General features: G+C 62.1%; 24 protein-coding genes. 15 read left to right on the top strand and 9 right to left on the bottom strand.

Annotated elements, in window-relative coordinates; genetic code table 11:
- The first annotated feature begins 81 nt into the window (after positions 1-81).
- The 7 genes from hemJ to K3551_RS03120 all read left to right on the top strand — a co-directional run bounded on the left by hemJ (position 82) and on the right by K3551_RS03120 (position 7426).
- Positions 82-519, top strand: a complete 438-nt coding sequence (gene hemJ / locus K3551_RS03150) for a protoporphyrinogen oxidase HemJ (RefSeq protein WP_259917602.1) — start codon at positions 82-84, stop codon at positions 517-519.
- A gap of 142 nt (positions 520-661) precedes the next feature.
- Entirely contained in the window at positions 662-1972 is a 1311-nt protein-coding gene (gene rho / locus K3551_RS03145; RefSeq protein ID WP_259917601.1) for a transcription termination factor Rho, read from the top strand.
- A gap of 9 nt (positions 1973-1981) precedes the next feature.
- Positions 1982-3262, top strand: coding sequence for a tRNA uridine-5-carboxymethylaminomethyl(34) synthesis GTPase MnmE (gene mnmE, locus K3551_RS03140; protein WP_259917599.1), 1281 nt, complete (start codon positions 1982-1984; stop codon positions 3260-3262).
- An 11-nt stretch (positions 3263-3273) separates the two neighbouring features.
- Entirely contained in the window at positions 3274-5145 is a 1872-nt protein-coding gene (gene mnmG / locus K3551_RS03135; protein ID WP_259917598.1) for a tRNA uridine-5-carboxymethylaminomethyl(34) synthesis enzyme MnmG, read from the top strand.
- Positions 5142-5750, top strand: a complete 609-nt coding sequence (rsmG, locus tag K3551_RS03130; protein WP_259917597.1) for a 16S rRNA (guanine(527)-N(7))-methyltransferase RsmG — start codon at positions 5142-5144, stop codon at positions 5748-5750. Before mnmG ends, rsmG begins: the two co-directional genes overlap by 4 nt.
- A gap of 1 nt (position 5751) precedes the next feature.
- Positions 5752-6537, top strand: coding sequence for a ParA family protein (locus K3551_RS03125; protein WP_259917596.1), 786 nt, complete (start codon positions 5752-5754; stop codon positions 6535-6537).
- Entirely contained in the window at positions 6530-7426 is an 897-nt protein-coding gene (locus tag K3551_RS03120; protein WP_259917595.1) for a ParB/RepB/Spo0J family partition protein, read from the top strand. The genes K3551_RS03125 and K3551_RS03120 overlap by 8 nt, the downstream gene beginning before the upstream one ends.
- Here the strand turns inward: K3551_RS03120 and hemW are convergent.
- From hemW to rph, 4 genes are read right to left on the bottom strand one after another with little or no spacing between them, the layout of a single operon-like run.
- A complete protein-coding gene (gene hemW, locus K3551_RS03115) occupies positions 7400-8569 on the bottom strand; it encodes a radical SAM family heme chaperone HemW (RefSeq protein ID WP_259917594.1) in 1170 nt (389 codons plus the stop codon). The genes K3551_RS03120 and hemW overlap by 27 nt on opposite strands.
- On the bottom strand, positions 8569-8952 hold the full coding sequence (locus tag K3551_RS03110; protein ID WP_259917592.1) for a RidA family protein: 384 nt from the start codon (positions 8950-8952) through the stop codon (positions 8569-8571). Before K3551_RS03110 ends, hemW begins: the two co-directional genes overlap by 1 nt.
- The gene (locus K3551_RS03105) at positions 8949-9560 is read right to left on the bottom strand and encodes a non-canonical purine NTP pyrophosphatase (RefSeq protein WP_259917590.1); all 612 of its coding nucleotides are present in this window, start codon (positions 9558-9560) and stop codon (positions 8949-8951) included. Before K3551_RS03105 ends, K3551_RS03110 begins: the two co-directional genes overlap by 4 nt.
- The gene (gene rph, locus K3551_RS03100) at positions 9557-10270 is read right to left on the bottom strand and encodes a ribonuclease PH (RefSeq protein WP_259917588.1); all 714 of its coding nucleotides are present in this window, start codon (positions 10268-10270) and stop codon (positions 9557-9559) included. Before rph ends, K3551_RS03105 begins: the two co-directional genes overlap by 4 nt.
- A gap of 129 nt (positions 10271-10399) precedes the next feature.
- On the opposite strand from rph, the gene hrcA reads away from it, so the two are divergent.
- Entirely contained in the window at positions 10400-11464 is a 1065-nt protein-coding gene (gene hrcA, locus K3551_RS03095) for a heat-inducible transcriptional repressor HrcA (RefSeq protein WP_259917587.1), read from the top strand.
- A 15-nt stretch (positions 11465-11479) separates the two neighbouring features.
- Complete coding sequence (locus K3551_RS03090; RefSeq protein ID WP_259917585.1) at positions 11480-12046, top strand: nucleotide exchange factor GrpE; 567 nt, start codon at positions 11480-11482, stop codon at positions 12044-12046.
- Between the two features lie 84 nt (positions 12047-12130).
- Here K3551_RS03090 and mutS read toward each other — a convergent pair whose 3' ends face one another.
- Positions 12131-14731: a DNA mismatch repair protein MutS gene (gene mutS / locus K3551_RS03085; RefSeq protein WP_259917583.1), complete on the bottom strand. Its 2601-nt coding sequence runs from the start codon at positions 14729-14731 to the stop codon at positions 12131-12133.
- 81 nt (positions 14732-14812) lie between these two features.
- Here mutS and K3551_RS03080 point away from each other — a divergent pair, with 81 nt between their 5' ends.
- Positions 14813-17074, top strand: coding sequence for an NADP-dependent malic enzyme (locus tag K3551_RS03080; protein ID WP_259917581.1), 2262 nt, complete (start codon positions 14813-14815; stop codon positions 17072-17074).
- 104 nt (positions 17075-17178) lie between these two features.
- On the top strand, positions 17179-18177 hold the full coding sequence (locus tag K3551_RS03075; RefSeq protein WP_259917578.1) for a PHB depolymerase family esterase: 999 nt from the start codon (positions 17179-17181) through the stop codon (positions 18175-18177).
- Between the two features lie 50 nt (positions 18178-18227).
- Here K3551_RS03075 and dnaJ read toward each other — a convergent pair whose 3' ends face one another.
- Positions 18228-19394 (bottom strand): molecular chaperone DnaJ, encoded by a 1167-nt coding sequence (dnaJ, locus tag K3551_RS03070; protein ID WP_259917576.1) that lies wholly within the window; start codon positions 19392-19394, stop codon positions 18228-18230.
- A 69-nt stretch (positions 19395-19463) separates the two neighbouring features.
- Positions 19464-21377, bottom strand: a complete 1914-nt coding sequence (gene dnaK / locus K3551_RS03065) for a molecular chaperone DnaK (protein ID WP_259917575.1) — start codon at positions 21375-21377, stop codon at positions 19464-19466.
- A 242-nt stretch (positions 21378-21619) separates the two neighbouring features.
- Between dnaK and K3551_RS03060 the strand changes: the two genes are divergently transcribed.
- Positions 21620-22153: an alpha-ketoglutarate-dependent dioxygenase AlkB family protein gene (locus tag K3551_RS03060; protein ID WP_409197419.1), complete on the top strand. Its 534-nt coding sequence runs from the start codon at positions 21620-21622 to the stop codon at positions 22151-22153.
- Here K3551_RS03060 and K3551_RS03055 read toward each other — a convergent pair.
- Positions 22150-22761: a COG3650 family protein gene (locus tag K3551_RS03055; protein ID WP_259917572.1), complete on the bottom strand. Its 612-nt coding sequence runs from the start codon at positions 22759-22761 to the stop codon at positions 22150-22152. The genes K3551_RS03060 and K3551_RS03055 overlap by 4 nt on opposite strands.
- Before the next feature lie 24 nt (positions 22762-22785).
- Complete coding sequence (locus K3551_RS03050) at positions 22786-23607, bottom strand: ABC transporter permease (protein WP_259917571.1); 822 nt, start codon at positions 23605-23607, stop codon at positions 22786-22788.
- Positions 23608-23727: 120 nt separating this feature from the next.
- On the opposite strand from K3551_RS03050, the gene cysQ reads away from it, so the two are divergent.
- From cysQ to K3551_RS03035, 3 genes are all read left to right on the top strand, one after another.
- On the top strand, positions 23728-24525 hold the full coding sequence (gene cysQ, locus K3551_RS03045) for a 3'(2'),5'-bisphosphate nucleotidase CysQ (protein ID WP_259917570.1): 798 nt from the start codon (positions 23728-23730) through the stop codon (positions 24523-24525).
- A 140-nt stretch (positions 24526-24665) separates the two neighbouring features.
- Positions 24666-25559, top strand: coding sequence for a UTP--glucose-1-phosphate uridylyltransferase GalU (gene galU / locus K3551_RS03040; RefSeq protein ID WP_259917569.1), 894 nt, complete (start codon positions 24666-24668; stop codon positions 25557-25559).
- A 4-nt stretch (positions 25560-25563) separates the two neighbouring features.
- Positions 25564-26586, top strand: a complete 1023-nt coding sequence (locus K3551_RS03035; RefSeq protein WP_259917567.1) for a glycosyltransferase family 2 protein — start codon at positions 25564-25566, stop codon at positions 26584-26586.
- Positions 26587-26588: the final 2 nt, after the last annotated feature.

Genomic DNA, 26588 nt, shown 5'->3' with positions numbered 1-26588 from the left:
TTATTCACCGCCCCTATCAACAACATCTTCCTTTCTTTTCTTCTTATATTTAGATCGGGGCAAAGCGCGGAGCATGACGACATGGGTGATCTGTATCTCTGGGCAAAGGCCCTGCATGTGATCTCTGTCATCGCGTGGATGGCCGGGATTTTCTATTTGCCTCGGCTGTTCGTCTACCACGTGGAACAGCGTAAGACCGTGCCGGAGATGATGCCGGTGCTGGAAATCATGGAACGGCGGTTGTTGAAGGCGATCATGACGCCTGCGATGATTTCCACCTGGTTGTTCGGTCTGATCATGGTGGGAATGGGCGGTGTCGACTGGGGGACGGGCTGGGCCTGGATCAAGGCGGCCTGCGTGATCGGGATGACGGTGTTTCACATGTGGTGCGCGGGCGAGCGCAAGGCGCTGGCTGCGGGGGCGTCAGACAGGACGGGACGCGGGTTCAGGATGATGAACGAGGTGCCGACGGTCCTGATGATCCTGATCGTCGTCTCCGTGATCGTGAAACCGTTCTGAGCCGCTCCGTCGATTGACTTCGCCCGGCGAACCGCCTAGCTGCTGGTCCAACGGTGGGCCGTTCTGGTCCGATCCCCGTTTCCCATGAATTGCCCATCCGGCGCGGCCCCGAAGGTCGGCGCCCGTTTGACGGAGCTGCGCCATGCGCGACGATATTCCCGGCACCGAAACCGATGCCCCCGAAGTCACCGAACGTCTGAACCTGCGCGATCTGAAGGCGACCTCGCCCAAGGATCTGGTTTCCATGGCCGAAGAGCTGGAAATCGACAATGCGTCCACCATGCGGAAAGGGGAACTTATGTTCTCCATCCTGCGGGAACGGGCCGATGAGGGCTGGGAGATCAGTGGCGAAGGCGTGCTGGAAGTGTTGCAGGACGGCTTCGGCTTTCTGCGCGCACCGGAGGCCAACTATCTGCCCGGTCCCGACGACATCTATCTGTCGCCCGAAGTGATCCGTTCGCATTCGATGCGGACCGGCGACACGGTCGATGGGATCATCCAGGCACCCGATGACAACGAACGTTATTTCGTGATGACAAAGGTGACCTCGATCAACTTCGAGGAGCCGGAGAAGACCCGTCACAAGGTCAGCTTTGATAACCTGACCCCGCTTTACCCGGACGAACGCCTGAAGCTGGAGATCGAAGATCCGACGATCAAGGATCGGACGGCGCGGATCATCGATCTGGTGGCACCGATCGGCAAAGGTCAGCGATCCCTGATCGTAGCCCCGCCGCGGACCGGTAAGACGGTGATCATGCAGAACATCGCCAAGTCGATCGAAGAGAACCATCCTGAATGTTATCTGATGGTTCTGCTGATCGACGAGCGGCCCGAGGAAGTCACGGACATGCAGCGGTCAGTGAAGGGCGAGGTGATTTCCTCGACCTTCGATGAACCGGCGACGCGGCACGTGGCGGTATCGGAAATGGTGATCGAAAAGGCCAAACGCCTGGTAGAGCACAAGCGCGATGTCGTCATCTTGCTGGATTCGATCACGCGCCTGGGACGGGCGTTCAACACGGTTGTGCCGTCTTCGGGCAAGGTTCTGACAGGTGGTGTCGATGCAAACGCGCTGCAGCGGCCCAAGCGGTTCTTTGGTGCCGCTCGCAACATCGAGGAAGGTGGGTCGCTGACGATCATCGCGACCGCGCTGATCGATACCGGGTCGCGCATGGACGAAGTCATCTTTGAAGAGTTCAAGGGCACCGGCAACAGCGAGATTGTTCTGGACCGGAAGATCTCGGACAAGCGGGTGTTCCCGGCCATGGACATTCTGAAGTCCGGCACCCGAAAAGAAGAGCTGCTGGTCGATCCGAAGGACCTGCAGAAGACGTTCGTACTGCGGCGGATCCTGAACCCGATGGGGACGACGGATGCGATCGAGTTCCTGCTGTCCAAGCTGAAACAGACAAAGACGAACTCCGATTTCTTCGACTCGATGAATTCGTGATCTTGTCCGATGTCCGATACCATCTTCGCGCAGGCCACCGCCCCGGGTAAGGCCGGGGTGTCTGTGATCCGGGTATCCGGGCCACAGGTCGGGCAGGTCATGGCGTGGTTCGGTGTGACCGAGACCCCTGCGCGTGTCGCCAGCCTTCGCAAGTTGCGTGATGCGGATGGTGGTGTGATCGACGAAGCTCTGGTTTTGCGTTTCGATGCTGACGCGAGTTTTACAGGCGAAGATGTTGTTGAATTTCAATTGCATGGCAGCATTGCCGTCATGCGGGCGATGTTGGCACGTCTTGGGGCCCTGGACGGCGTTCGTATGGCGGACCCTGGGGAATTTACGCGTCGTGCCCTGTTGAATGAACGTCTGGACCTGACCGAGGTCCAGGGGCTTGCGGATATCATCGAGGCCGAGACCGAAGTCCAACGACGAGAAGCGATGCGGGTCATGAGCGGCGAGATGTCGACACGTCTGTCCGGCTGGCGTGCCATGACGATCCGGGCGATGGCCTTGTTGGAGGCGACCATCGATTTCGCGGATGAGGAGGTGCCGGAGGATGTCACGCCAGAAGTGCGGGATCTGTTGATGCGGCTTTCGTCGGAGTTGACGCATGAACTGGCGGGCGTGACGCACGCGAGAAGTCTGAGAAGTGGGTTCGAAGTGGCGCTTGTCGGGCCGCCTAATTCTGGAAAATCATCTTTAATCAATAAGTTAACATCATCAGATGTTTCGATTATCTCGGATATCCCTGGTACGACGCGGGACATCATCGAGCGTGCGGTAGATGTCGATGGCATCCGTGTCGTGTTTCTCGATACGGCGGGGCTTCGGGAAACGGATGATCCGGTGGAACAGATCGGTGTAGATCGCGCCAAGAAACGGGCTGTTACGGCGGATCTTAGAATCTTCCTGCAAGAGGATGAGGGTGACCTTCGAAGCTTGGTAGCCGTTCAGGAGGAAGACATCATTCTCCGTTCCAAATCTGACCTTCGCCCCGGCGACATATCGGCTGTCACTGGTCAGGGGGTGAGTGAGCTCTTGGTGAGAGTTTCGGAGATTCTGGCCAGACGCGTCGAATCGGCGGGCTTCGTTTCCAGGCAGCGGGATGAGTTGGCATTGAGAAATTCGGTCGAAGAGCTGTCAGTAATCCTGAGAGATCTGGGTCAGGCCCCGGTTGAGTTCTCGGTCGAGGGGTTGCGGGCGGTGGCGCAAAGCTTGCATGGAATGATTGGCGGCGTAGATATGGAAGCGGTGCTGGACGAGATCTTCTCGTCGTTCTGTCTGGGAAAATGACGAGGTTTCACGTGAAACATCTGGACTACGATGTGATCATCATCGGCGGCGGGCATGCAGGTTGCGAAGCGGCCTTGGCCGCAGCGCGCATCGGTGTGCGTGTCGCGCTTGTGACAATGCGTGCAGATGATCTTGGCGTCATGTCGTGTAATCCCGCGATTGGGGGGCTCGGTAAGGGTCACTTGGTTCGCGAGATTGACGCGCTTGGTGGTGCCATGGGGATCGTGGCGGATGCAGCTGGAATTCAGTTTCGGCTGCTGAACCGACGCAAGGGCCCCGCGGTTCAAGGACCTCGCGCACAAGCGGACCGGGATGTTTACAAATCGACGATGAGTGCCGTCATTGAGGCGGCCGAAAACGTTGATGTTGTCCTTGGTGAAGTCGTCGATCTTGAGTTGGATCATTCTGGAAAGGTCGTAGGCGTGGCTCTGGCCACCGGCGATATCCTTCGATCCAATCAGGTTGTTCTGACGACCGGCACGTTTCTTGGTGGCGTCATTCTTATCGGTGATCGTGCCCTTTCCGGCGGCCGCCAAGGTGGGAAGCCGTCGAACGCGCTGGCCAAACGGTTGCGGTCTATGGGACTTCCGTTTGGTAGATTGAAGACCGGCACGCCACCTCGTTTGCGGCGATCATCAATAGACTGGGACGTGTTGGAGATGCAGGACGGCGATGAACCGCCGGTGATGTTCTCTTTCTTGAACAATGGACGTCCTGCATTGAAGCAAGTTCAGTGCGGCATCACTCATACCAATCAGCAGACGCATGACATTATCCGTAGCAATCTAGAACGATCTGCAATGTATGGGGGCCATGTCTCCGGGATCGGTCCGCGCTACTGTCCATCCATCGAGGATAAAGTCGTCCGCTTTGCGGAAAAGACGAGCCATCAGATCTTTCTGGAGCCCGAGGGTTTGGATTCGGACCTTGTATACCCTAACGGAATCTCCACCTCGCTGCCGGAGGATGTTCAGGACGCTTACGTCCGATCAATTGTTGGTCTGGAGCAGGCAGAGATTGTCCAGCCCGGATATGCAATTGAATACGACTATCTGGATCCCAGGGCTCTGTCGCGGTCGCTTGAGCTGCGTGCCATTCCCGGACTCTTCCTAGCTGGTCAGATAAATGGCACCACAGGCTACGAAGAGGCAGCCGCCCAGGGACTGGTGGCTGGCACGAATGCTGCTCGTCAGCATCTTCAGCTAGAAGCAGCCATCTTTGAACGCTCACGTTCCTACATCGGTGTTATGGTCGACGATCTCGTTACGCGCGGTGTGACGGAGCCCTATCGTATGTTCACCTCCAGGGCGGAGTATCGTCTTACCTTGAGAGCAGACAATGCGGACGCCCGTCTTACCGATTTTGGACGTGCGTTGGGATTAATTTCGCCAGATCGTTCTTCAGTGTTCAGTTGGAAGACGGAACAGGTACTTGACTGCACGTCCTCCGCGAAAGACAGTAAACTTTCGGCGGATCAAGCGCGGCACGCAGGCTTTCCTGCTGGGAACAGCACGGCCAGCCGTAGCGTTTGGGACGTTATGGCCCAGCAGTCGGTTCAGATTGAAGACCTTCTTTCGGTGTGGCCTGCTGGAGGCAGCTGGTCGTTGGAGGTTCTGACACAAGTTCAGCGAAACGCGCTTTACGCGATTTACGAAGAACGACAGGCCAGAGACATCCAGGCCCTCAGCCGAGATGAGGCAATGATCATTCCCGCAGATTTCGATTTTTCCAATGTTCATGGGATCAGCCATGAGATTGCCGAGAAGTTTGCCCGCATTGGTCCTGAAACCGTTGCCCAAGCAAGTCGGATTGAGGGTGCCACACCGGCTGCGATCATTGCGTTGTTGAGCGCGCTCAAGCGGTCTCAGCGGCAGACAGCATGATCGATGACGCTTTCCTCCCCGACGTTTCACGTGAAACACTATCGGATCTGAACGCCTATGCTGAGGTCCTGCTGAAATGGAACCGTCGCATTAACCTGATCGGAGCCTCTACCGTCGATGATCTCTGGAACAGGCATATCCTGGACAGTATCGACGCAGTTCAGTGCATCGAGAACGAACCTGATACCTGGCTTGATCTTGGAACCGGCGCAGGCCTCCCCGGAGTTGTCGCTGCAATTCTGAACCGGGACACGAAGATAATTCTGCTGGAAAGCGACAAGCGCAAGTGTGAGTTTCTTCGTGCGGTGCGGCGTGAACTCGGCCTGAATCTGGAAATTCTAGCCAATCGGATCGAAGCCGCGCCCCCCAAAAAGGCAACAGTCATCAGCGCGCGGGCCCTTGCGCCTCTCACGGATCTGCTAAAATTTGTAGAACGTCATGGAACGGTTGGGACAACTTGTGTATTCCCAAAGGGCCGATCCTGGGCTGATGAACATGCAGTCGCATCGGATACTTGGGAATACGATTTGGACGCACGACAGGTTCGCGCAGAGTCCGACGGTCGTATTCTTGTTATAAGAAACCTGAGGCGGAAAGAGCATTAGAATGCGCATCATAAGCGTCGCCAATCAGAAAGGTGGTGTCGGCAAGACGACAACCGCCATCAATCTCGGAGCGGCTCTCGCAATGCGCGGAGAGCGGGTGCTTGTCATTGATCTCGATCCTCAAGGGAACGCATCGACGGGGCTTGGTATTTCAAGGGATACACGCGCGAAAACGGTCTATGACCTGCTCCTTTCGGACGCCTCCGCGAACGATCTGGCGCGCAAGACCGACGTAGAAAATCTCGAAATCATTCCTGCCACGATGGATCTCAGCTCTGCGGATGCCGAGCTCATGTCGACCGCACGGCGCGTTGTTCATCTGCGGAATGCGCTTCGCCTACGACCTGCGGATTATGACTATGTTCTGATTGACTGCCCTCCGTCTCTTAGCTTGCTGACCATCAATTCCCTAGTTGCCTCGGATTCAGTTCTCGTACCGCTGCAAGCGGAGTTCTTCGCGCTCGAAGGTCTGTCTCAGCTTCTCCTGACCGTTCGAGAGGTACGGGAGACTGCAAACCCGGATCTACGGGTTGAGGGGATTGTCCTCACGATGTTCGATCGTCGTAACAACCTGTGCGTCCAGGTCGAGGAAGACGCCCGCAGCAATCTGGGGGAATTGGTGTTTGAGACCAAGATTCCCCGCAACGTCCGGCTCAGCGAAGCGCCCAGCTATGCCATGCCCGTGCTCAACTATGATCCAACGTCCCGCGGTGCCATCGCCTACCGCGCCCTGGCCACGGAACTGCGCGAAAGGCACGCACAAGATAAGGTGACAGAACATGTCTGATTTCACGCAAAAGAAGCCGATGCGCCGCGGTCTTTCAGCGCTCATGGCGGACGTGGGTGTCGACGCAAGCGACGCGACTGGTCGCCGCGCCAATCCCGACCGCGAGATTGCGATAGAAATGATCCGTCCGAATCCGGATCAGCCCCGCCGTAGTTTCGACGAGGATCGTCTGTCTGACTTGGCGGCGTCGATCTCCGAAAAAGGTGTGCTTCAGCCGCTGATCGTGCGGCCCGTGTCTGACGCAGCGGAATCCTACGAGATCGTCGCGGGTGAACGTCGTTGGCGCGCGGCGCAGCGCTGCGGCCTTCATTCTGTTCCGGTGATCATCCGAAATTTCAACGATACCGAAGTTCTCGAAGTTGCCATCGTCGAGAATATTCAGCGTGATGATCTGAATGCGATCGAGGAAGCACTTGGTTTTCGCCAGTTGATCGACCGGTTCGGACATACGCAAGAAAAGCTGTCTTCGGTCCTTGGCAAGTCTCGCAGCCACATCGCAAACCTGATGCGCCTGCTAAAGCTTCCCGATGCGGTTCAGGATATGCTGCGGGATGGCCGCCTGTCGGCTGGTCATGCCCGCGCCCTGATCAGTTCGGACAATCCAGAGGCGCTGGCCAACGAAGTGATCCGACGCGGTCTTTCGGTTCGCGAGACCGAGCGTTTGGCGAAAGGGGAACCCGCAAAATCGGCCCCTCGAAGCAGCAAGGCAACGCCTGACAAAGACGCCGATACCTTGGCGCTTGAGGGGGATCTCTCGGCGGCGCTCGGCCTTCGGGTTCAGATCGATCATCAGACAGGGGACGAAGGCGGCGAACTGCGCCTGCGCTACCGTTCGCTTGATCAACTCGACCAGCTTTGCGGCCTACTTTCCCAGGGGTTCGAGAGGTAGCAAAGCGCCCACGGCCCGGTTCAGGACCATCGTCCCGGTTTCGCTCAGGACCAGGTGACGGTTCTCGACGGTCGCTAGATCGTCTGACAGCAAGCCCTGAACCCTGGTCGGCGTGATCTGAAATCCCAGATCCGCAAGGACCGCCAGGTCGGCCCCTTCAGTCATGCGGAGGGACATAAATATATATTCTTCTGCAATTTCAATGGTTTGATGGTTTTCAAGGGTTGCAAGCCCGTGTCCCTTACCCTCTACGGACGTCAACCAGTCGCCAGGGGCGCGCCTATTCACCGTGGCGGCCCGACCTTGGGAAAGCCCAACCCGACCATGGGCACCCGGTCCGACACCCAGCCAATCCCCGCCGCGCCAATAGACAAGATTGTGCCGACAGGCTGCACCAGGGGCCGCGTGATTGCTGACCTCGTATCGGCTCAGCCCGGCTGCTTCGCAGATATCCTGCGTCATCTCGTACATATCGGCTCCACGGTCCTCGTCCGGCAACCCGGCCAGGCGTCCCGCCGCGGCACGCGCGCCGAACGCCGTTCCGTCCTCTATCGTCAGTTGATAGAGGGACAGATGCTCCGAGCCAAAGGACACTGCCTCGGTCAGTTCCCGCCGCCAGGTGGCCTCGTCCTGATGTTGCCGCGCATAGATCAGGTCAAAGGACACCCGGTCGCAAACAGACCGGGCAATCTCGAACGCCCGCCGACCTTCTGCCACGGTATGCAGTCGGCCAAGCGCCTTCAGATCCGCATCGTTCAACGCCTGCAGTCCGACCGAAAACCGCGTCACGCCTGCACCTACGAACTCGGCAAACTTCGCGGCTTCGACAGAGGTCGGATTGGCTTCCAACGTGACTTCCAGATCGTTGGCAGGCGTCCAGTGGCGGCGTATCGCGTCCAGAATACCGGCCACTACGTTCGGCAACATCAACGATGGCGTTCCGCCTCCGAAGAATACTGACGACACGACGCGCCCGGGTGTCTGGTCCGCCCAGTACGACAGTTCGGCCTCAAAAGCGCGCAGCCAACGGGCCTGATCCACGTGGGACACGACATGACTGTTAAAGTCGCAATAGGGACATTTCGCAGCACAAAATGGCCAATGGACATAAATTCCAAAGCCGCCCCGCTGCCAATTCTCCATCACGTCCCCCTGAAGGCCGTGACCTCCAACTCATACAGCATTTCGGGCTTCATCAGGTCCGCGATCACCATGGTGGCGGCGGGACGGACCGACCCCAGACAAGACCCTAACACAGGCGTAAGTGTATCGACCAAAGCCCGATCCGTGACATAATGGGTGACGCGGACGACGTCGTTCAACGTGAAACCCCCTTGCTCCAGAACGCCATCGAGCGTCGTGAAACAATTGCGTGCCTGCGCCGCGATGCCGTCTGGCATTTTCATCGTTGCATAGTCGTAGCCCGTGATCCCGGAGACAAAGCACCAGTCCCCCTGCACCACGGCGCGGGAATATCCGATGGATGCCTCGAACGGTGAGCCGGTGGAAATCAGGCGCCGGCTCATGTCTCCGTCTCCAACGCATGGATCAACTTACGCAGTGCGTCCGCACGATGAGACATGGCGTTCTTGGCCTCTGCGGTCATTTCGGCAAAGGTCAGACGTTGCCCGTCTGGCACGAACATCGGGTCATATCCATGGCCGGTTGCGCCCCGGATCGGCCAGGTCAACGTGCCCTCTGCGCGCCCCTCGAACACGGCTTCGTGCCCATCGGGCCAAAGCATCACCAGGGTCGCGCGAAACCGTGCCGTCCAGGGACGTGGTGCCCCTGCTTCGATCAGCTCGCGATGCGCCCGGCTCATCGCCAGGCCAAAATCGCGGCCACCGGGGGTTTCGGCCCAATCGGCGGTATGAACGCCGGGGCGCCCGTTCAGGCCGTCAATCTCGATCCCGGAATCGTCCGCCAGGGCAGGCAACCCTGTCGCGGCGACGGCGGCACGCGCCTTGATGCGCGCGTTGCCGAGGAACGTGTTCTCGGTCTCCTCCGGTTCCGGCAGGTTGAAATCTGCGTTCGATTTGCAGGTGATGCCACGCGGCGCGAACAGCTGGGCGAACTCCTCCAGCTTGCCCGCGTTGTGCGTGGCGATCAGCAAGGTGTCGCCCAGCGGTTTCATGCGACGGCTGCCTTCTGTGCTGCCACAAGTTCCGCGACGCCCTTGTCGGCCAGGGCCATCAATTCGCCGAACTGATCACGGGAAAAGGTCGCGCCCTCGGCGCTGGCCTGCAACTCGATCATCTGACCCGATCCGGTCATGACGAAATTGCCGTCGGTCCCGGCCTCGCTGTCTTCGGGGTAGTCGAGATCCAGAACCGATTGCCCAGCGTAGATACCACAGGACACGGCGGCGACGTGATCGATGATCGGGTCGGTCACGATCTCGCCGGCGGCCATCAACTTGTTCACGGCCAGCCGCAGCGCAACCCACCCCCCGGTGATCGAGGCGCAGCGGGTGCCGCCGTCGGCCTGGATCACGTCGCAATCGACGGTGATCTGCCGTTCGCCCAGGGCCTGACGGTCGATCCCCGCGCGCAGGGACCGCCCGATCAGCCGTTGGATTTCCTGGGTCCTGCCCGATTGTTTGCCAGCCGCAGATTCCCGACGCATGCGCGATGTCGTGGCCCGCGGCAGCATGCCGTACTCTGCCGTGACCCAGCCCTGCCCGGTGTTGCGCAAAAACGGCGGCACGCGCGGTTCCAGCGATGCGGTGCACAGCACGTGAGTATTGCCGCAGCGGATCATGCAGGACCCTTCGGCATGCATCGTGACGCCCACCTCGATGGAAATGTCGCGCATCTGGTCCAGGGCTCTGCCGGAAGGTCTCATGGAATGTCCTTAGTTGTTGTGCCGGGGTTCTGGCCCTTGCCCGCTCTACGTGCAAGCCTTGCGTGAATGCGGGTGATTGACCCTGTGCACAGGGATGAATAAATCCCATCCGCCCCGTCCGAGGATGCCATGTCAGACAATGCCCAAATCCTGTCCGAGATGAACGACCGCTCGCGCGAGGTGTTCCGCCGCGTCGTCGAGGGTTATCTCGGCAATGGCGAACCGGTCGGCAGCCGCACGTTGACCCGGACCCTGTCGGAACAGGTGTCCGCCGCGACCGTGCGCAATGTCATGCAGGATCTGGAGTTTCTGGGCCTGATCCAGGCACCGCACATCTCGGCGGGTCGTATCCCGACCCAGGCGGGTCTGCGCATGTTCGTCGATGGCCTGCTGGAGGCACAGCTGGGCGACGAGGATCGCGACAAGATCGAAGCCTCGGTCGGATCCTCCGAGGCGGATGTCAGCGGGTTGATGGACCGGGTCGGCAACGCCTTGTCCGGTATCACCAAGGGGGCCTCTCTTGTACTTGCGCCCAAACACGAGGCCCCGATCAAGCATATCGAGTTCGTCAGCCTTGCCCCCGACCGCGCCTTGGTCGTGTTGGTCTTTGGCGATGGCCACGTGGAAAATCGCGTCTTCGTCCCACCCCCGGGCCAGACCCCGTCGTCCATGCGCGAGGCCGCGAATTTCCTGAATGCGATGATCGAAGGCCGGACTATTTCCGACCTGCACCATCTGATGACCGCCGAGGTCGACGCCCGGCGTCAGGAAATCGATGTGCTGGCCCATGATCTGATCGAACAGGGTCTGGCCGCCTGGGAAAGCGAGGGCGAGCGGGGCGAACGGCTGATCGTGCGGGGCCGTGCCAATCTGCTGGACGAAGGTGCCGATCCCGCCGACCTGGACCGGATACGCAGCCTGTTCGACGATCTGGAACGCAAGCGGGACATCACGGAATTCCTGTCGCTGGCCGAACAGGGCGAAGGTGTGCGGATCTTCATCGGGTCCGAGAACAAACTCTTCTCACTTTCCGGTTCCTCTCTGGTGGTTTCCCCCTATATGAACGCGGATCGAAAAATCGTGGGCGCGGTCGGCGTGATCGGCCCCACCCGCCTGAACTATGGTCGGATCGTTCCGATCGTCGATTACACAGCCCAGCTGGTCGGACGGATGCTGTCCGGCCCCCAAAGATAGAGACGAAGGATAAGCATGGCAGATCCGAAGGAAAATCCGTTCCTCGACGATCCCGAAGACCTGGAAGAGGACTTCGACCTGGACGCCGCGATGGAAGAGGGCGACGGCCCGAAGGACCACGCCCGCGCCAATGTGGATGCCATCGTGGAAGAACGCGATGAGCTGCGGGACCGTCTCATGCGGTCCTTGGCCGAGGCCGAGAACGTGCGCAAACGCGCCGCCCGCGACCGCAAGGAGGCGGAGCAATATGGCGGCTCCAAACTGGCGCGGGACCTGTTGCCGGTTTACGATAACCTGCGGCGTGCCCTGGATGCGGCAGGCGACGGCAAGGACGGCGTGATCGAAGGCATTCAGCTGACGCTGAAGGAGTTGGTCGGCGTGTTCGGCAAGCACGGCATCACGCTGATCTCGCCCGAACTGGGCGAGAAATTCGACCCACAGGTCCATCAGGCCATGTTCGAGGCCCCCCTGCCCGGCACCAAGGCCGGAGAGATCATTCAGGTCGCCGCCGAAGGGTTCCTGCTGCACGATCGCCTGCTGCGTCCGGCGCAGGTCGGCGTGTCGTCGACACCTGCCAGCTAGGCGATTGTCGACGCAGGCGGCGTGAACCCCGCCCTACGCCTTACGGGGCGTGGTAGGGCGGGGTTCACGCCGCCGCCCTCCGCTTTAATGACCGGTCAGGCCCTTCAGCTCATAGAGCAGGTCCAACGCCTCGCGCGGGCTCAGCGAATCCGGCATCACGTCCCGAAGCCGGTCTTCGACGGGGCTCGCCTTTGACGGGGCCGGTGCCGCAGGGACGGTCCGGAACAGCGGCAGGTCGTCGATCATCGCCTTGATCTTGCCGCCGCCCGCGCGTTCCGACTCCTCCAGCATCGTCAGCACCTCGCGCGCGCGTGCAACGACCGCCTCTGGCAGGCCGGCCAGTTTCGCGACTTGCACGCCATATGATCGGTCCGCGGCCCCATCGCGCACCTCGTGCAAGAAGATCACGTCACCTTCCCATTCCCGCACCGCCACGGTGGCGTTTTCCACGCCCGTCAGCCTTGCGGCCAGGGTGGTCAATTCGTGGTAATGGGTGGCGAACAGGGCGCGGCAGCCGTTCACGTCGTGCAGATGCTCCAACGTGGCCCAGGCGATGGACAGGCCGTCATAGGTCGCGGTTCCTCGTCCGATCTCGTCCAGGATCACCAGCGCGTGTTTGTCAGCCTGATTGAGGATCGCCGCCGTTTCGACCATTTCCACCATAAAGGTGGACCGGCCCCGCGCCAGGTCATCCGACGCCCCGACCCGGCTGAATAGCTGGCTTACCAACCCGACATGCGCGGTGTCGGCCGGCACGAAACTACCCATCTGCGCCAGAACCGCGATCAACGCGTTCTGCCGCAGCCAGGTCGATTTACCCGCCATGTTCGGACCGGTCAGCAGGCGAATGGCGGCACCGGTTTTGGCGGTCAACGCGGTGTCGTTGGCCACAAAGGGCGCGCCGTCGCGTTTCAACGCCCGCTCCACCACCGGGTGCCGGCCTGCGGTCACCTCGAAGGCGCGGCTGTTGTCCACGCGGGGCTTGCACCAGTTCTCGCCCCGCGCCAGGTCCGCCAGCGCGGTTGTCAGGTCCAGCTCTGCAAGGATGCGTGCGGCGGCAAAGATCGCGTCCGATGCCACCAGAATCGCCCCGCGTAGCGCGGTGAAAATCGCCTCCTCCCGCGATTGGGCGCGCGCGCGCGCGTTCAGGATCCTGGTTTCCAACTCGGACAGGTCGACGGTCGTGAACCGGACCTGATTGGCCGTCGTCTGCCGATGGATGAAATGGTCGTCGGCGCGCATCTTGTCGGCATGGACAGCGGTGGTTTCGACAAAATAGCCAAGCACGTTGTTGTGCTTGATCTTCAGAGACGAGATGCCCGTGCGGGACACGAAGTCCGCCTGCATGGCAGCGATCACGCCGCGACCCTCGTCGCGCAGGTTCCGCGCTTCGTCCAGGTCGGTATCATAGCCAGGGGCGACCAAACCGCCGTCGCGCAGCATCAAGGGCGGCTCTGCGACCAAGGCCGCGTCCAGCAGGTCCAGCAATTCTTTCTGCCCCACCAGATCGGATACCTTGAGCGGCAAATCCGTCTCTGAAAGCCTTTGATAGAGACGAATCCCCGCCTCCAACCCGCCACGGATCGCAGCCAGGTCACGCGGCCCGCCCCGATCAAGCGAAAGCCGTGACAGCGCTCGATCCATATCCGGGGCCCGTCGCAGTGCGTCCCGCATCTGCCCCGACAAGGCATCGTTGCGCACGGCCCAATCGACTGCATCCAGACGCGACGTGATCACATCGACGCGGGCGGACGGGGCGGCCAGTCGCTGCTCCAACAGGCGCCCGCCGCCCGCCGTCACCGTGCGGTCAATTGCCCAAAGCAACGAGCCGTCGCGCCCGCCCCCGCTGCCGCGCGTCAGCTCCAGGTTGCGACGGGTCGCAGCGTCGATGGTCATCAACTCGCCCGACATCTCTTGCCGGGGCGCGCGCATCAGGGGCAGCTTGCCGCGCTGCGTGATCTCCACGTATTCGATCAGGGCCCCCATGGCCCCCAGTTCGGCCCGATCGAATGTGCCGAAAGCATCCAGCGACCCGACGTCGAACAGCTCCTTCAACCGCCCCTCTGCCGAGGCACTGTCAAAGGCGCTGGCCCCTAGCGGCGTCGCGGCGGCACCCAGATCCTCGACCACCGGGACAACGTCCGATCCTTCAATCAGGACCACCTCGCGCACGCCCAACCGCGCCAGATCGGGCCCCAGACGAACACGCGGGCAGCGACACACGTGAAACGCCCCCGTAGAGATGTCGGCCCAGGCCAGCGCCCCCTGCCCCCGCACCTCGGCGTAGGCGGCCAGGTAGTTGTGCGCGCGCGCGTCCAGCAGCGTGTCTTCGGTCAGGGTACCGGGCGTCACCAGGCGCACGATGCCGCGCTTCACCACGGATTTGGAGCCGCGCTTCTTGGCCTCTTCCGGTGGCTCCAACTGCTCCGCGACGGCCACGCGAAACCCTTTGCGGATCAGGGTCATCAGATAATTTTCGGCGGCATGCACCGGCACGCCGCACATGGAGATATCTTCGCCCAGGTGCTTGCCGCGTTTGGTCAACGTAATGTCCAGCGCCGCCGAGGCCGCCACCGCGTCATCAAAGAACAGCTCGTAGAAATCGCCCATCCGGTAGAACAGCAGGGCGTCCGGCGCCTCTGCCTTGATCTCCAGAAATTGCGCCATCATCGGCGTGACTGACATTTGCGCCCCCCGTTGAGCCACGAGCAACCTACCCGCAGCGGTTTCCGTCCGCTACACCATCCGAACAACGGGAGGAACGACATGGCCGGACGCACCAAGATCACCAACGCAGAGGCGCTTGCCTATCACCTGGAGCCTCGGCCCGGAAAGATCGAGATCAACGCCTCGACCGCGATGGCCACGCAGCGCGACCTGTCGCTGGCCTATTCGCCGGGCGTGGCCGTGCCTTGCGAACGGATCGCCGAAGATCCCAGCCTTGCCTATGACTACACGACCAAGGGCAATCTGGTGGCCGTCATCTCGAACGGAACTGCCGTTCTGGGGTTGGGAAACCTGGGCGCGCTGGCCTCCAAACCGGTGATGGAGGGCAAGGCGGTTCTGTTCAAACGCTTTGCCGACGTCAATTCCATCGACATCGAGCTGGACACCGAAGAGGTCGACGCCTTTGTCGCCGCGGTGAAGCTGATGGGGCCGTCGTTCGGTGGCATCAACCTGGAGGACATCAAGGCCCCTGAATGCTTCATGATCGAAAGCCGTCTTAAGGAAGAGATGGACATCCCCGTCTTTCATGACGACCAGCATGGCACGGCGGTGATCTGTGCAGCGGGCCTGATCAACGCGCTGCACCTGTCGGGCAAGCGGATCGAGGACGTCAAGATCGTGCTGAACGGCGCGGGTGCGGCGGGGATCGCCTGTCTGGAGCTGCTGAAATCCATGGGCGCGCGGCACGAGAACTGCATCATGTGCGACACCAAGGGCGTCATCTATCAGGGCCGCACCGAGGGGATGAACCAGTGGAAGTCGGCCCATGCCGTCGCCACCAAGCTGCGCACGCTGGACGAGGCGATGGACGGCTGCGATGTCTTTCTTGGCGTTTCGGCCAAGGGGGCCGTCACGCCCGAGATGGTGTCGAAAATGGCGGAAAACCCCGTCATCTTTGCCATGGCCAACCCCGACCCGGAGATCACCCCGGAGGAGGCGCATGAGGTCCGGGCCGATGCCATCGTCGCCACAGGGCGGTCAGACTATCCGAACCAGGTGAACAACGTCCTGGGCTTTCCCTATCTGTTCCGGGGCGCGCTCGACATTCATGCCCGCGCCATCAACGACGAGATGAAGATCGCCTGTGCCGAGGCCTTGGCCGAACTCGCCCGGGAGGATGTGCCAGATGAGGTCGCCATGGCCTATGGCCGCAAGCTGACCTTTGGGCGCGACTACATCATCCCCACGCCTTTTGATCCGCGCCTGATTCACGTAATCCCGCCCGCCGTGGCCCGCGCGGGCATGGACACCGGTGTCGCGCGCCGCCCGATCGTCGATATGGAGGGTTATGCCAACGCGCTGGCCGCGCGGATGGACCCGACCGCATCGATCCTTCAGGGGCTGAGCAGCCGGTCCCGACAGGCGCAGGCCCGCATGATCTTTGCCGAGGGCGACGACCCCCGCGTGTTGCGCGCCGCCGTGGCCTATCAACGCAACGGATACGGCAAGGCGCTGGTCGTGGGGCGCCCCGACGATGTGCGCGAAAAGCTGGAGGCCGCAGGCCTTGGCGATGCCGTGCGCGAGCTGGAGGTCGTGAACGCCGCCAACACCCGGCATTTGGACGCCTACAAGGAGTTTCTCTATGCGCGCCTGCAGCGGCAGGGCTACGACGCGCAGGATGTGCATCGGTTGGCCACGCGCGACCGGCATGTGTTTGCGGCGCTGATGCTGGCCCATGACCACGGTGACGGCCTGGTCACCGGTGCCACGCGCAAATCGGCCCATGCGATCCGCCTGCTGAGCCATGTCTTCGACATTCAGAACAACGCCGAGGCGGTCGGCATCACGGCCCTGCTGCACCGGGGTCGGATCGTCCTGATGGGCGATACCCTGGTCCACGAATGGCCCGAGGAAGAGGATCTGGCCACCATCGCCGAGGCGGGTGCCCGCGTGGCGCGCGGTCTGGGGATGGAGCCGCGCGTGGCCTTCGTCAGCTTTTCCACCTTTGGCTATCCGGTCAGTGAACGCGCGACCAAGATGCATCTGGCCCCCAGAGTCCTGGAGGAACGGGGAGCCGATTTCGAATACGAAGGCGAGATGACCGTCGATGTGGCCCTGAACCCGGACGTGGCGGCGCATTATCCGTTCTCGCGCCTGACCGGCCCGGCCAATGTTCTGGTGGTTCCGGCAAGACACTCGGCCAGTATCTCGGTCAAGTTGATGCAGGAAATGGCGGGGGCCACGGTAATTGGTCCGATCCTGACGGGGGTGGATCGGCCGGTTCAGATCGCCTCGACCGGGTCGACGGCCAGCGACATCCTGAACATGGCGCTGCTGGCGGCCTGCAGGGTCGGAGGCTGAGGTAAACAAATGTCATTATGCTGCAGTTGCACTTGTTTTTTCTGCACTGCAGCATAACCTGTTGGAGCGGACCTGCTGTTGGGGACCGGGAAATGGGGGTCCCTATGGCGGACATGACGGATATTCTGAACCTGGTGCGATCAGGCAAGCTGGTCGAGGCGACGGAATCGATCCAGGCCCGATTGTCGGGCACGCCAGCCAGTCAGCCCGATCGCCCCATGAAGGACGTGACACCCCAGGCCCGCGCCCTGCCCGGACCCGCGTCGCCAAAGCGGGCCAAGACAATGCGACCCAAACGGCCCGTCACGCCCGGCAAGGATCGACAGAGCGGCAGTTGGTCCCGGCAGTCAGGTGCCCTGCCCTATGGTCTGTTCACCCCGGACAGGCCGCAGGATGACGCCCCGCTGATCGTGATGCTGCACGGTTGTACCCAGACGCCTGAGGACTTTTCCACCGGCACGCGCATGAACGCCGCCGCCGCGCAGATCGGGGCCCATGTCATCTGGCCCGAGCAATCGCGCGCGGCGAATGCCAACCTGTGTTGGAACTGGTTCGAGCCGGGCCATCAGGGGCGCGGCGGGGAACCAGCTGCAATCGCCAGCGTGATAAAGGCGACCCTGACCCAGGTCGGGGATCGGCCCGTCCATGTTGCGGGCCTGTCCGCCGGGGGGGCCATGGCGGCTGTGCTGGGCACGCATTATTCGGATCTGGTGAGCTCGGTCGGGGTTCATTCCGGCCTGCCGGCTGGCTGTGCGCGGGATGTCGGGTCCGCGTTTTCCGCGATGGGGTCGGGGGGCCAAGGACGCGCGCCCTTGGCGGTGCCCGCGATCGTGTTCCACGGTGACCGCGACCGCACGGTTGCCCCGGCCAATGGCACGGCGATCCTGTCGGGGGGCGGCACCATGCGAACCGTTACCACAGGCGGGCGCACCACCCGCGTGACCGTGATGCCGACCACGGGCCATTCGCAACCGTCCGAGCTGTGGCAAGTCGATGGATTGGCCCACGCCTGGTCTGGCGGCGACCGCAGCGGCAGTCACGCCGACCCTGCGGGACCCGATGCCACAGCCGAAATGCTGCGGTTCTTTCAGGCGCACCGCTAACGCAAAGGGGCACCCGACCGGGTGCCCCTTTCGTTCAGATCAGACGCTGATCATTGCGTCATGCCGTCCCAGAACCCTTTGACCTTGCGAAAGAAACTATCCCCCTGGGGATTGTTGTCCTCGCCGATCTTCTCGAACTCCCGCAGGAGCTCTTTCTGCTTGGTGGTCAGGTTCACCGGGGTTTCGATTGCCAGTTCGATATACATCTCACCTGTGGCACCGCCGCGCAGGGCAGGCATGCCCTTGCCGCGCAGACGCATCTGACGCCCGGTCTGTGACCCGGCTGGCACCTTCACGCGGGAGCGGCCACCGTCGATGGTGGGCACCTCGACCTCACCGCCGAGCGCAGCAGAGGTCATCGACACCGGTACCTGGCAGTACAGGTTGACCCCGTCGCGCTGAAAGATCGGGTGATCCTCCACCTCGATGAAGATATAAAGATCGCCCGTCGGCCCGCCGCGCAGCCCGGCCTCGCCCTCGCCGGACAGGCGGATACGGGTGCCGGTTTCGACGCCTGCGGGGATGTTGACCGACAGCTGCCGCTCTTTCTCGACCCGACCGACGCCGCCGCATTTGTCGCAGGGATTCTTGATGATCTGACCGGCCCCGGAACAGGTCGGGCATGTGCGTTCGACGGTGAAAAAGCCCTGTTGCGCCCGTACCTTGCCCATACCCGCACAGGTTGGACAGGTCGCGGGTTCAGACGCGCCTTCGGTGCCCTTGCCCTCGCACTTGCCGCATTGCACGGCGGTGGGGACGGTGATCGTCTTTTGCTCGCCGTTGAATGCCTCTTCGAGGGTGATGCGCATGTTGTAGCGCAGGTCGGACCCTCGGGTGGCACGAGGACGGCCACCGCGACCGGCGCCGCCGGGCTGTCCACCCATGAAGTCGCCGAACAGATCCTCGAACACGTCCGAGAAAGCAGAGGCGAAATCGCCCTGCCCCTGCGCGCCGGGATGCGGACGCCGGGGACCGCCGCCGCCCATGCCACCTTCGAAGGCGGCGTGGCCGAAGCGGTCGTAGGCGGCCTTCTTTTCGGCGTCCTTCAGGACGTCGTAGGCTTCGTTGGCTTCCTTGAACTGTGCCTCGGCGTTCGGGTTGTCCGAATTCCGGTCGGGGTGCAGCTCTTTCGCTTTGGTGCGGAAGGCTTTCTTGATCTCGTCTGGGCCTGCGCCGCGGGCGACGCCAAGCGTCTCGTAGTAGTCACGTTTGGCCATGGGTCATCCTTTCACGAACAAGGCCGGCCCGGGTCGGGGCCGGCCTGTCGCGGTGATCGTAGTGCAGGATCAGGCCCGCTTCTGGTCGTCGTCGAGGTCCTCGAAATCGGCATCGAGGATCTCTTCGTCGGCGCCCGCGGTGGCTTCGTCGACCGGGGGCTCCCCGCCGTCGTTGTCACCGGCAGAGGCCTTGTAGATCGCCTCACCCAGACGCATGGCCGCTTCGGTCACGTTCTGAATGCCGGATTTGATCTTGTCGGCGTCGTCGCCTTCCATGACCTCTTCCAGGGCGGACACGGCCAGTTCGATCGCCTCGACGGTGGACGGGTCCACCTTGTCGCCATGCTCTTCGACCGACTTCTTGGTCGAATGCACAAGGCTCTCGGCCTGGTTCTTGGCCTCGACCAGTTCGCGACGGGACTTGTCGGCGTCGGCGTTGGCCTCGGCGTCCTTGACCATCTGTTCGATATCCGCATCCGACAGACCGCCAGAGGCCTGGATCGTGATCTTCTGCTCCTTGTTGGTGCCCTTGTCCTTGGCACCGACAGACACGATGCCGTTGGCGTCGATGTCGAAAGTCACTTCGATCTGCGGCAGGCCACGGGGGGCCGGCGGGATGTCTTCCAGGTTGAACTGGCCGAGCATCTTGTTGTCGGCGGCCATCTCACGTTCGCCCTGGAACACGCGGATCGTCACGGCGTTCTGGTTGTCCTCGGCGGTCGAGAAGACCTGGGACTTCTTGGTCGGGATCGTCGTGTTGCGGTCGATCAGACGGGTGAACACGCCACCCAGCGTCTCGATGCCCAGCGACAGCGGGGTCACGTCCAGCAGGACCACGTCCTTGACGTCGCCTTGCAGAACGCCGGCCTGAATGGCGGCACCCATGGCGACGACCTCGTCGGGGTTCACGCCCTTGTGGGGCTCCTTGCCGAAGAACTTCGTCACTTCTTCGATCACGCGGGGCATACGGGTCATGCCGCCGACCAGAACGACCTCGTCGATGTCCGACGTGGTCAGACCGGCATCCTTCAGCGCCTCTTTGCAGGGCTTGATGGAGGCCTTGATCAGATCACCCACAAGGCTTTCCAGCTTGGCACGGGTCAGCTTCATGACCATGTGCAGCGGCTGGCCGTTGCTGCCCATCGAGATGAAGGGCTGGTTGATCTCGGTCTGGTTCGCGCTCGACAGCTCGATCTTGGCCTTTTCCGCCGCTTCCTTCAGGCGCTGAAGCGCCATCTTGTCCTGCGTCAGGTCGGTGCCATGCTCTTTCTTGAACTCGTCCGCCAGGTAGGTGACGATCCGCATGTCGAAGTCTTCGCCACCCAGGAAGGTGTCGCCGTTCGTAGATTTGACCTCGAACAGGCCGTCGTCGATTTCCAGGATCGTCACGTCGAAGGTGCCGCCGCCAAGGTCATAGACCGCGATGGTGCGCGTCTCTTTCTTGTCGAGACCATAGGCCAGCGCGGCGGCCGTCGGCTCGTTGATGATGCGCAGCACTTCGAGACCGGCGATTTTACCGGCGTCCTTGGTGGCCTGACGCTGTGCGTCGTTGAAATAGGCGGGCACGGTGATGACGGCCTGCGTCACGTCCTCGCCCAGATAGCTTTCGGCGGTTTCCTTCATCTTCTGAAGGATCAGCGCGGAAACCTGTGCGGGGGAATACTTCTCACCGCGAATTTCGACCCAGGCGTCGCCGTTGCCGGACACGACGTTAAAGGGCAGGTTCTTCTTGTCGCGGGCCAGATGCTCATCGTCGAAACGACGGCCGATCAGACGCTTGACGCCGAAGACGGTGTTTTCAGGGTTGGTGACGGCCTGCCGCTTGGCGGGCTGACCGACCAGACGCTCGGATTCGGTATAACCAACGATGGACGGCGTGGTGCGCGCGCCCTCTGCATTCTCGATCACGCGGGGCTGCGACCCGTCCATGATGGCAACGCAGGAGTTCGTGGTCCCGAGGTCGATGCCGATGACTTTTGCCATTTCAGATAGTCCTCTCTTGGCGATTTGCTCGTCCCGGAGCCCGTACAGGCACTCCGGTCCTCATCCCAGGTGAATGCGGATCGGTTCCTGACGGTCCCGGCCCGCGGTTCGTGGGGTATATAGTGAGGGGGTTTTAGGCTCGCAAGGATGTGAAGGGGCACAAATTGACGGATTTGCAAGGCCGCAACGTCCGCGGGTTCCGGATCTTCGACGGCTTTCTGGATGCAGAAGCGCAGGCGTCGATGGTCGTGGATGTCCGTGCAATCGCCCGGGCGGCACCTTTGGTCGCGCCGGTGACCCGCCGGGGCAAGCCGCTTTCGGTGCGCATGACATCTGCCGGGGCGCTTGGTTGGATCACCGATCAGCGCGGCTATCGCTACGGACCGGAGCATCCGAAGGGGGTGCCCTGGCCGCCGATCCCGGCGTCGATCCTGGCGGTCTGGCAGGCCGTCGTGCCGGACGCGCGCCCACCCGAAAGCTGTTTGGTCAACTGGTATGGGCCGGGCGCGCGGATGGGCCTGCATCAGGATCGGGACGAAGCGGACTTTGCGCAACCCGTGGTGTCGATTTCGCTGGGCGACGATGCGCTGTTTCGGATCGGCAACCGGGACAAGGGCGGCAGCACCCAGAGCCTGTGGCTCCGCTCTGGTGATGTGGTGGTCATGGCGGGGGAGGCGCGGTTGCGGCACCACGGGGTCGACCGGATCGTGCCGGGCACGTCGACCTTGCTTGACGCGCCGGGGCGCATCAACCTGACCCTGCGGGTCGTGACCTAGCGGCCCAGGGTGCAGCAGCCAGACAGCACGGCGTCGCCCCGGATCATGTCATAGGACAGCCCGTATTCGCGGTCCGACATGAAGTCGGAACAGGCCTCCCAACGGATAACCCCGTCCAGCGCCTCGCCTCCCTTGGAGCCGTCGTTCAGCGACAGGCGCAGCCCGTGCCGGTCCCGCCGGTTGAGCGAGCCGAGGCGGGCGAGGACCGTTCCCTGTTCCTCGCTTTCGGGGGTGGAAAAGGTCGCGGTGTCCCCAATCAGAGCCAGCGTCCAGAACGGCTCCGTCCCAAGACAGCGACCCAGGATCGGAAACGCGCCCTGATACTGCGCCGGTTGCCGTTGCAAGAACCGCAGCGACACCCAGCCCATTCCTTCGGCGGTGTTCACCACGCCCCAGGTCAGCGGATCGTTTGGGCGCACCACCTCCACGTTTCGGGCGTCGGGGGCCAAGGTGCCGACAATCGGCGCGTTGGCGTCTGGTGTCGCGCGGATGTTCAGCACATCGTCGCCCGCAACACCGGTCACATCATGCAGCGCGGGCCAGGCGTCCTGCGTGGCCAGCGCGGGCCACGCCAGCCAGATCAGGATGGTCGTCAACAGAGCCTTCATCACGTCCCCCTTTCGCCCGGTGCCTCAGCGCCCGGCGAACCAGGACACGGAAGCGTGGCGCTTGGTATAGAACTCTCCCATCAAGCCGATCAGGATCAGCACAAGCGACAGGATCAGCGGGTATTCCCAACTGGTATAGTGCGGGTTGTAGTTGACGAAGGTATAGCCCCGCGACTGGTCGATGGTGTGAAACAGCGGATTCCAGCTGAAATAGCCGAGCCAGGAACTGGGCAGGGAATTGGCCACGAACATCTTGCCGGAAAACACCATGTTCATCCGCGAATAGATCGAATTGGCAATCTGTACGAAGTTGGGAAACCACGGCTTCAGCGCCAGCAGGCACAGCCCGATCCCGATCCCCGACAGCCACGACAGCAGGAACATCATGACGGTTCCCGACGGGCTCGCAATCTCGACCGGGTGCCAGGCGACGTGGACGGCGAACAGCACCAGCGCCCCGGACAACGTCTGAAGGTAAAGCGCCGACAGCGCCGCCGCCGCAATCGAGACGGCGGTGTTCATTGGCGCGTGTTTCATCATCGGAGAGGCCGGCCCCTCGGCCCCCGCGATGCTGCCCACGGTTTTCACATGGGTCAGGAACAGGAAAATGCCCGACATCAGATACAGCAGGAAATCACCGCGAATGGCGCTGCCGCGCATGCCCAGCAGGGTGAACAGCGCAAAGAAAGCGGCCAGGAACACGGCCGTTTGCAAAACGTTCATGCCAAGCGCGACCAACCCGTTGCCGTGACCCTTGCGGGTCTGGCGCACGGTGGCGTGAAAGATCAGCTCCAGCAGGGTAAAGGCGCTGGACAGGGCGGTTTGGCGTCTCTGGACCCGAAACACTGTTACGTCTTTCCGTACTTGCTCCGACTTGGGGTCCTTAGCATAAGGACGAGGGTCGGCGAAGGGCACCTCATTTAAGCCTGATCTCATAGGCCAGAAGCATTAAGGAAGGTTCTAGAGATGGATTTTGACGGAATGATGGTGACGCTGCGGCGTCTGGCGCTGGAAGCGGGCGACAAGATCATGGAGATCTATCAGGCCGACGATTTCGACGTCCGGGCCAAGTCGGACGACAGCCCCGTCACCGCCGCCGACGAGGCCGCCGATGCCATCATCTCTGCCGGTCTGGCTGCGGCCTTCCCGGATGCCGCCGTTGTCACCGAAGAGCAGTCGGAAACCCACAACCTGGATGTATCGACCTTTTTCATCGTCGACCCGCTGGATGGCACCAAGGAGTTCGTGCAGCGCCGGGGCGATTTCACGGTCAATATCGCCTGGGTCGAAGACGGCACGCCGGTGCGCGGTGTGGTCTATGCCCCTGCCAAGAACCGCCTGTTCTGGACCCGTGCCGATGGCCAGACCGTCGAAGAAACCGGTCCCTTCGACAAGCAAACGGTTGGTGCCTGCACGCCGATTTCCGTGTCCGGGCCCGATAACGCGGCCCTGCTTGTCGTCGCGTCCAAGTCGCACCGCGATCAGGCGACGGACGATTACATCAACAAGTATCAGGTGAGCGACATGCGCTCTGCCGGGTCGTCCCTCAAGTTCTGCCTGGTCGCCACGGGCGAGGCGGATCTTTATCCGCGTCTGGGTCGGACCATGGAATGGGACACCGCAGCCGGCCACGCGGTTCTGTCCGGTGCCGGTGGTCACGTGGTGCGGTTCGACGATCACACCCCGCTGGCATATGGCAAGGAAGGGTTCGCCAACCCTTTCTTCATCGCGTATGCGCCCGGTGTTGATTTGCAAAAGGCGTAATTGCGCAGTGTTTGGTGAATGGCACTGTTTCGGGCCATTCGCAGTCTAACAAGAGTATGCTATTTCAGGGGTAAGATACCCCTTGCCCCGACCCGGTCCAAAGTTCGGAGAGGGTGGGACGTCAAAGAAGAGGATTTCCGATGCCGAAGCCGGTGACCAAAGCGATTTTCCCCGTGGCAGGGATGGGCACCCGTTTCCTGCCCGCGACCAAGTCGGTCCCGAAAGAGATCATGACCCTCGTGGACAGGCCGCTTGTGCAATACGCCATCGACGAGGCCCGTGCCGCCGGCATCGAGGAATTCATCTTTGTCACCGCGCGCGGCAAGTCCGCGCTGGAGGATTACTTCGACCATTCGCCGGAGTTGGAGCAGAAGCTGATCGATTCCGGCAAGGACGATCTGCTGGCGGAACTGCGCCACACCTATATGGACAGCGGCCAGATCGCCTATATCCGGCAACACAAGGCCATGGGCCTGGGGCACGCCGTCTGGTGCGCCCGTCGCCTGATCGGCGATGAACCCTTTGCCGTGATGCTGCCCGACGACGTGATCGCTGCCGAAAAGCCCTGTCTGCAACAGATGGTCGAAGCCTATGCCGAAACCGGTGGCAGCGTCGTCGCCGCAATGGAAGTGGCCCCGGAGAAGACCAAATCCTACGGCATTCTCGACGTCTCGGAGGACAATGGAACGACGGTCAAGGTCAAGGGCATGGTCGAGAAACCCGCCGAGGGCACGGCGCCGTCCAACCTGGCGGTCATCGGTCGCTATATCCTGAGCCCGAACATCATGTCCCACCTCGACAATGCCAAAGAAGGGGCAGGGGGCGAGATCCAGCTGACCGACGCCATCGCCAAGGAAATCTCCTCCGGAGAGGGTGTGCACGGGTTCCGGTTCGCCGGCGAACGCTACGACTGCGGCTCGAAGTCGGGTTTCCTTCAGGCCACGGTCGCCTTCGGTATGGCGCGGCCCGATCTGCGCGACGATCTGCTCGACTTCCTGTCGGACATCACGGCGATCCAGGCCGCCGCGCAATAACCGGATGGCGACGGGCCAGGACCTCTGGACGGCCTACAAGCTGCGCTGGAGGCGTCGTCGCCTGTTGCTCCGGTCGCTGCGCAAGCGTGCGCAACTGCGCCCCGTCAGGGACCGGACCGGGACGATCCGGCCCGGCGACGTTCTGGGCTTTGCCACCGTCCGAAACGAGGGGCTGCGTCTGTCGCAGTTCCTTGACCACCACCGCGCGCTGGGCGTCGCGCATTTCCTGATCGTCGACAACGACAGCACCGATGGCAGCGCCGCCTGGCTGGCCGACCAGCCGGACGTCTCGCTTTGGTCGACGCCCCACGGCTACAAGGCGTCGCGCTTTGGCGTGGATTGGCTGACTGTTCTGCTGCGGCGGTACGGTCACGGCCATTGGTGTCTGACGCTCGATGCGGATGAGCTGTTGATCTATGCCCATCATGACACCCGCGACCTGCGCGCGTTGACCGATTGGCTGGACCTGCGGGGACGGCGGATGATGGGGGCGCTGATGCTGGATCTCTATCCGCGCGGCGCCCTTGGGCAGACGGCCTATCGCGCCGGAGAGGATCCGACCCGCGCCCTGCCGTATTTCGATGCCGGGAACTATGTCGCGACCCGGCAACCGAAATTGCAGAACCTCTGGGTGCAGGGTGGCCCCCGTGCGCGCGCGTTCTTTTCCGCCGACCCGCGCCGTGCGCCGACCCTGTCCAAGGTGCCCTTGGTGAACTGGCATCGCAGCTACGCCTACGTGTCTTCGACCCATACCCTTCTGCCGCGGCATCTGAACCACGTCTACGACGACACCGGGACCGAGGCCCCTAGTGGCGTTCTGCTGCACACCAAATTCCTGCCCAACATCCTGACCAAATCCGCCGAGGAAAAAGGGCGCAAAGAGCATTTCGAAAACTCCGACCTCTACGAGGGGTATTATGACGCGTTGATCGGGGATCCGACCCTGTGGTGCGATCAATCCACGCGCTATGCCGGGTGGCAGCAGTTGGAGTCGCTGGGCCTGATGTCGCGCGGGGGCTGGGTGTAACG

It is taken from the genome of Jannaschia sp. M317, from assembly GCF_025141175.1.
In the GTDB taxonomy this organism is placed as follows: domain Bacteria; phylum Pseudomonadota; class Alphaproteobacteria; order Rhodobacterales; family Rhodobacteraceae; genus Jannaschia.
The sequence above is the reverse complement of the archived record's forward strand: the minus strand, read 5'-3'. Positions and strand labels throughout refer to the sequence as shown.

What these genes read in the sequence shown, in the direction of transcription:
- hrcA (WP_259917587.1), top strand. Translation starts at nt 10,400, where the DNA reads ATGTCAGACAATGCCCAAATCCTGTCCGAGATGAACGACCGCTCGCGC.
- K3551_RS03120 (WP_259917595.1), top strand. Translation starts at nt 6,530, where the DNA reads ATGTCTGATTTCACGCAAAAGAAGCCGATGCGCCGCGGTCTTTCAGCG.
- dnaJ (WP_259917576.1), bottom strand. Translation starts at nt 19,394, where the DNA reads ATGGCCAAACGTGACTACTACGAGACGCTTGGCGTCGCCCGCGGCGCA.
- K3551_RS03055 (WP_259917572.1), bottom strand. Translation starts at nt 22,761, where the DNA reads ATGAAGGCTCTGTTGACGACCATCCTGATCTGGCTGGCGTGGCCCGCG.
- K3551_RS03075 (WP_259917578.1), top strand. Translation starts at nt 17,179, where the DNA reads ATGGCGGACATGACGGATATTCTGAACCTGGTGCGATCAGGCAAGCTG.
- cysQ (WP_259917570.1), top strand. Translation starts at nt 23,728, where the DNA reads ATGGATTTTGACGGAATGATGGTGACGCTGCGGCGTCTGGCGCTGGAA.
- K3551_RS03105 (WP_259917590.1), bottom strand. Translation starts at nt 9,560, where the DNA reads ATGAAACCGCTGGGCGACACCTTGCTGATCGCCACGCACAACGCGGGC.
- galU (WP_259917569.1), top strand. Translation starts at nt 24,666, where the DNA reads ATGCCGAAGCCGGTGACCAAAGCGATTTTCCCCGTGGCAGGGATGGGC.
- K3551_RS03080 (WP_259917581.1), top strand. Translation starts at nt 14,813, where the DNA reads ATGGCCGGACGCACCAAGATCACCAACGCAGAGGCGCTTGCCTATCAC.
- mutS (WP_259917583.1), bottom strand. Translation starts at nt 14,731, where the DNA reads ATGTCAGTCACGCCGATGATGGCGCAATTTCTGGAGATCAAGGCAGAG.
- rph (WP_259917588.1), bottom strand. Translation starts at nt 10,270, where the DNA reads ATGAGACCTTCCGGCAGAGCCCTGGACCAGATGCGCGACATTTCCATC.
- mnmE (WP_259917599.1), top strand. Translation starts at nt 1,982, where the DNA reads ATGTCCGATACCATCTTCGCGCAGGCCACCGCCCCGGGTAAGGCCGGG.
- hemW (WP_259917594.1), bottom strand. Translation starts at nt 8,569, where the DNA reads ATGGAGAATTGGCAGCGGGGCGGCTTTGGAATTTATGTCCATTGGCCA.
- dnaK (WP_259917575.1), bottom strand. Translation starts at nt 21,377, where the DNA reads ATGGCAAAAGTCATCGGCATCGACCTCGGGACCACGAACTCCTGCGTT.
- K3551_RS03125 (WP_259917596.1), top strand. Translation starts at nt 5,752, where the DNA reads ATGCGCATCATAAGCGTCGCCAATCAGAAAGGTGGTGTCGGCAAGACG.
- rho (WP_259917601.1), top strand. Translation starts at nt 662, where the DNA reads ATGCGCGACGATATTCCCGGCACCGAAACCGATGCCCCCGAAGTCACC.
- hemJ (WP_259917602.1), top strand. Translation starts at nt 82, where the DNA reads ATGGGTGATCTGTATCTCTGGGCAAAGGCCCTGCATGTGATCTCTGTC.
- K3551_RS03090 (WP_259917585.1), top strand. Translation starts at nt 11,480, where the DNA reads ATGGCAGATCCGAAGGAAAATCCGTTCCTCGACGATCCCGAAGACCTG.
- K3551_RS03060 (WP_409197419.1), top strand. Translation starts at nt 21,620, where the DNA reads ATGGTCGTGGATGTCCGTGCAATCGCCCGGGCGGCACCTTTGGTCGCG.
- K3551_RS03035 (WP_259917567.1), top strand. Translation starts at nt 25,564, where the DNA reads ATGGCGACGGGCCAGGACCTCTGGACGGCCTACAAGCTGCGCTGGAGG.
- rsmG (WP_259917597.1), top strand. Translation starts at nt 5,142, where the DNA reads ATGATCGATGACGCTTTCCTCCCCGACGTTTCACGTGAAACACTATCG.
- K3551_RS03110 (WP_259917592.1), bottom strand. Translation starts at nt 8,952, where the DNA reads ATGAGCCGGCGCCTGATTTCCACCGGCTCACCGTTCGAGGCATCCATC.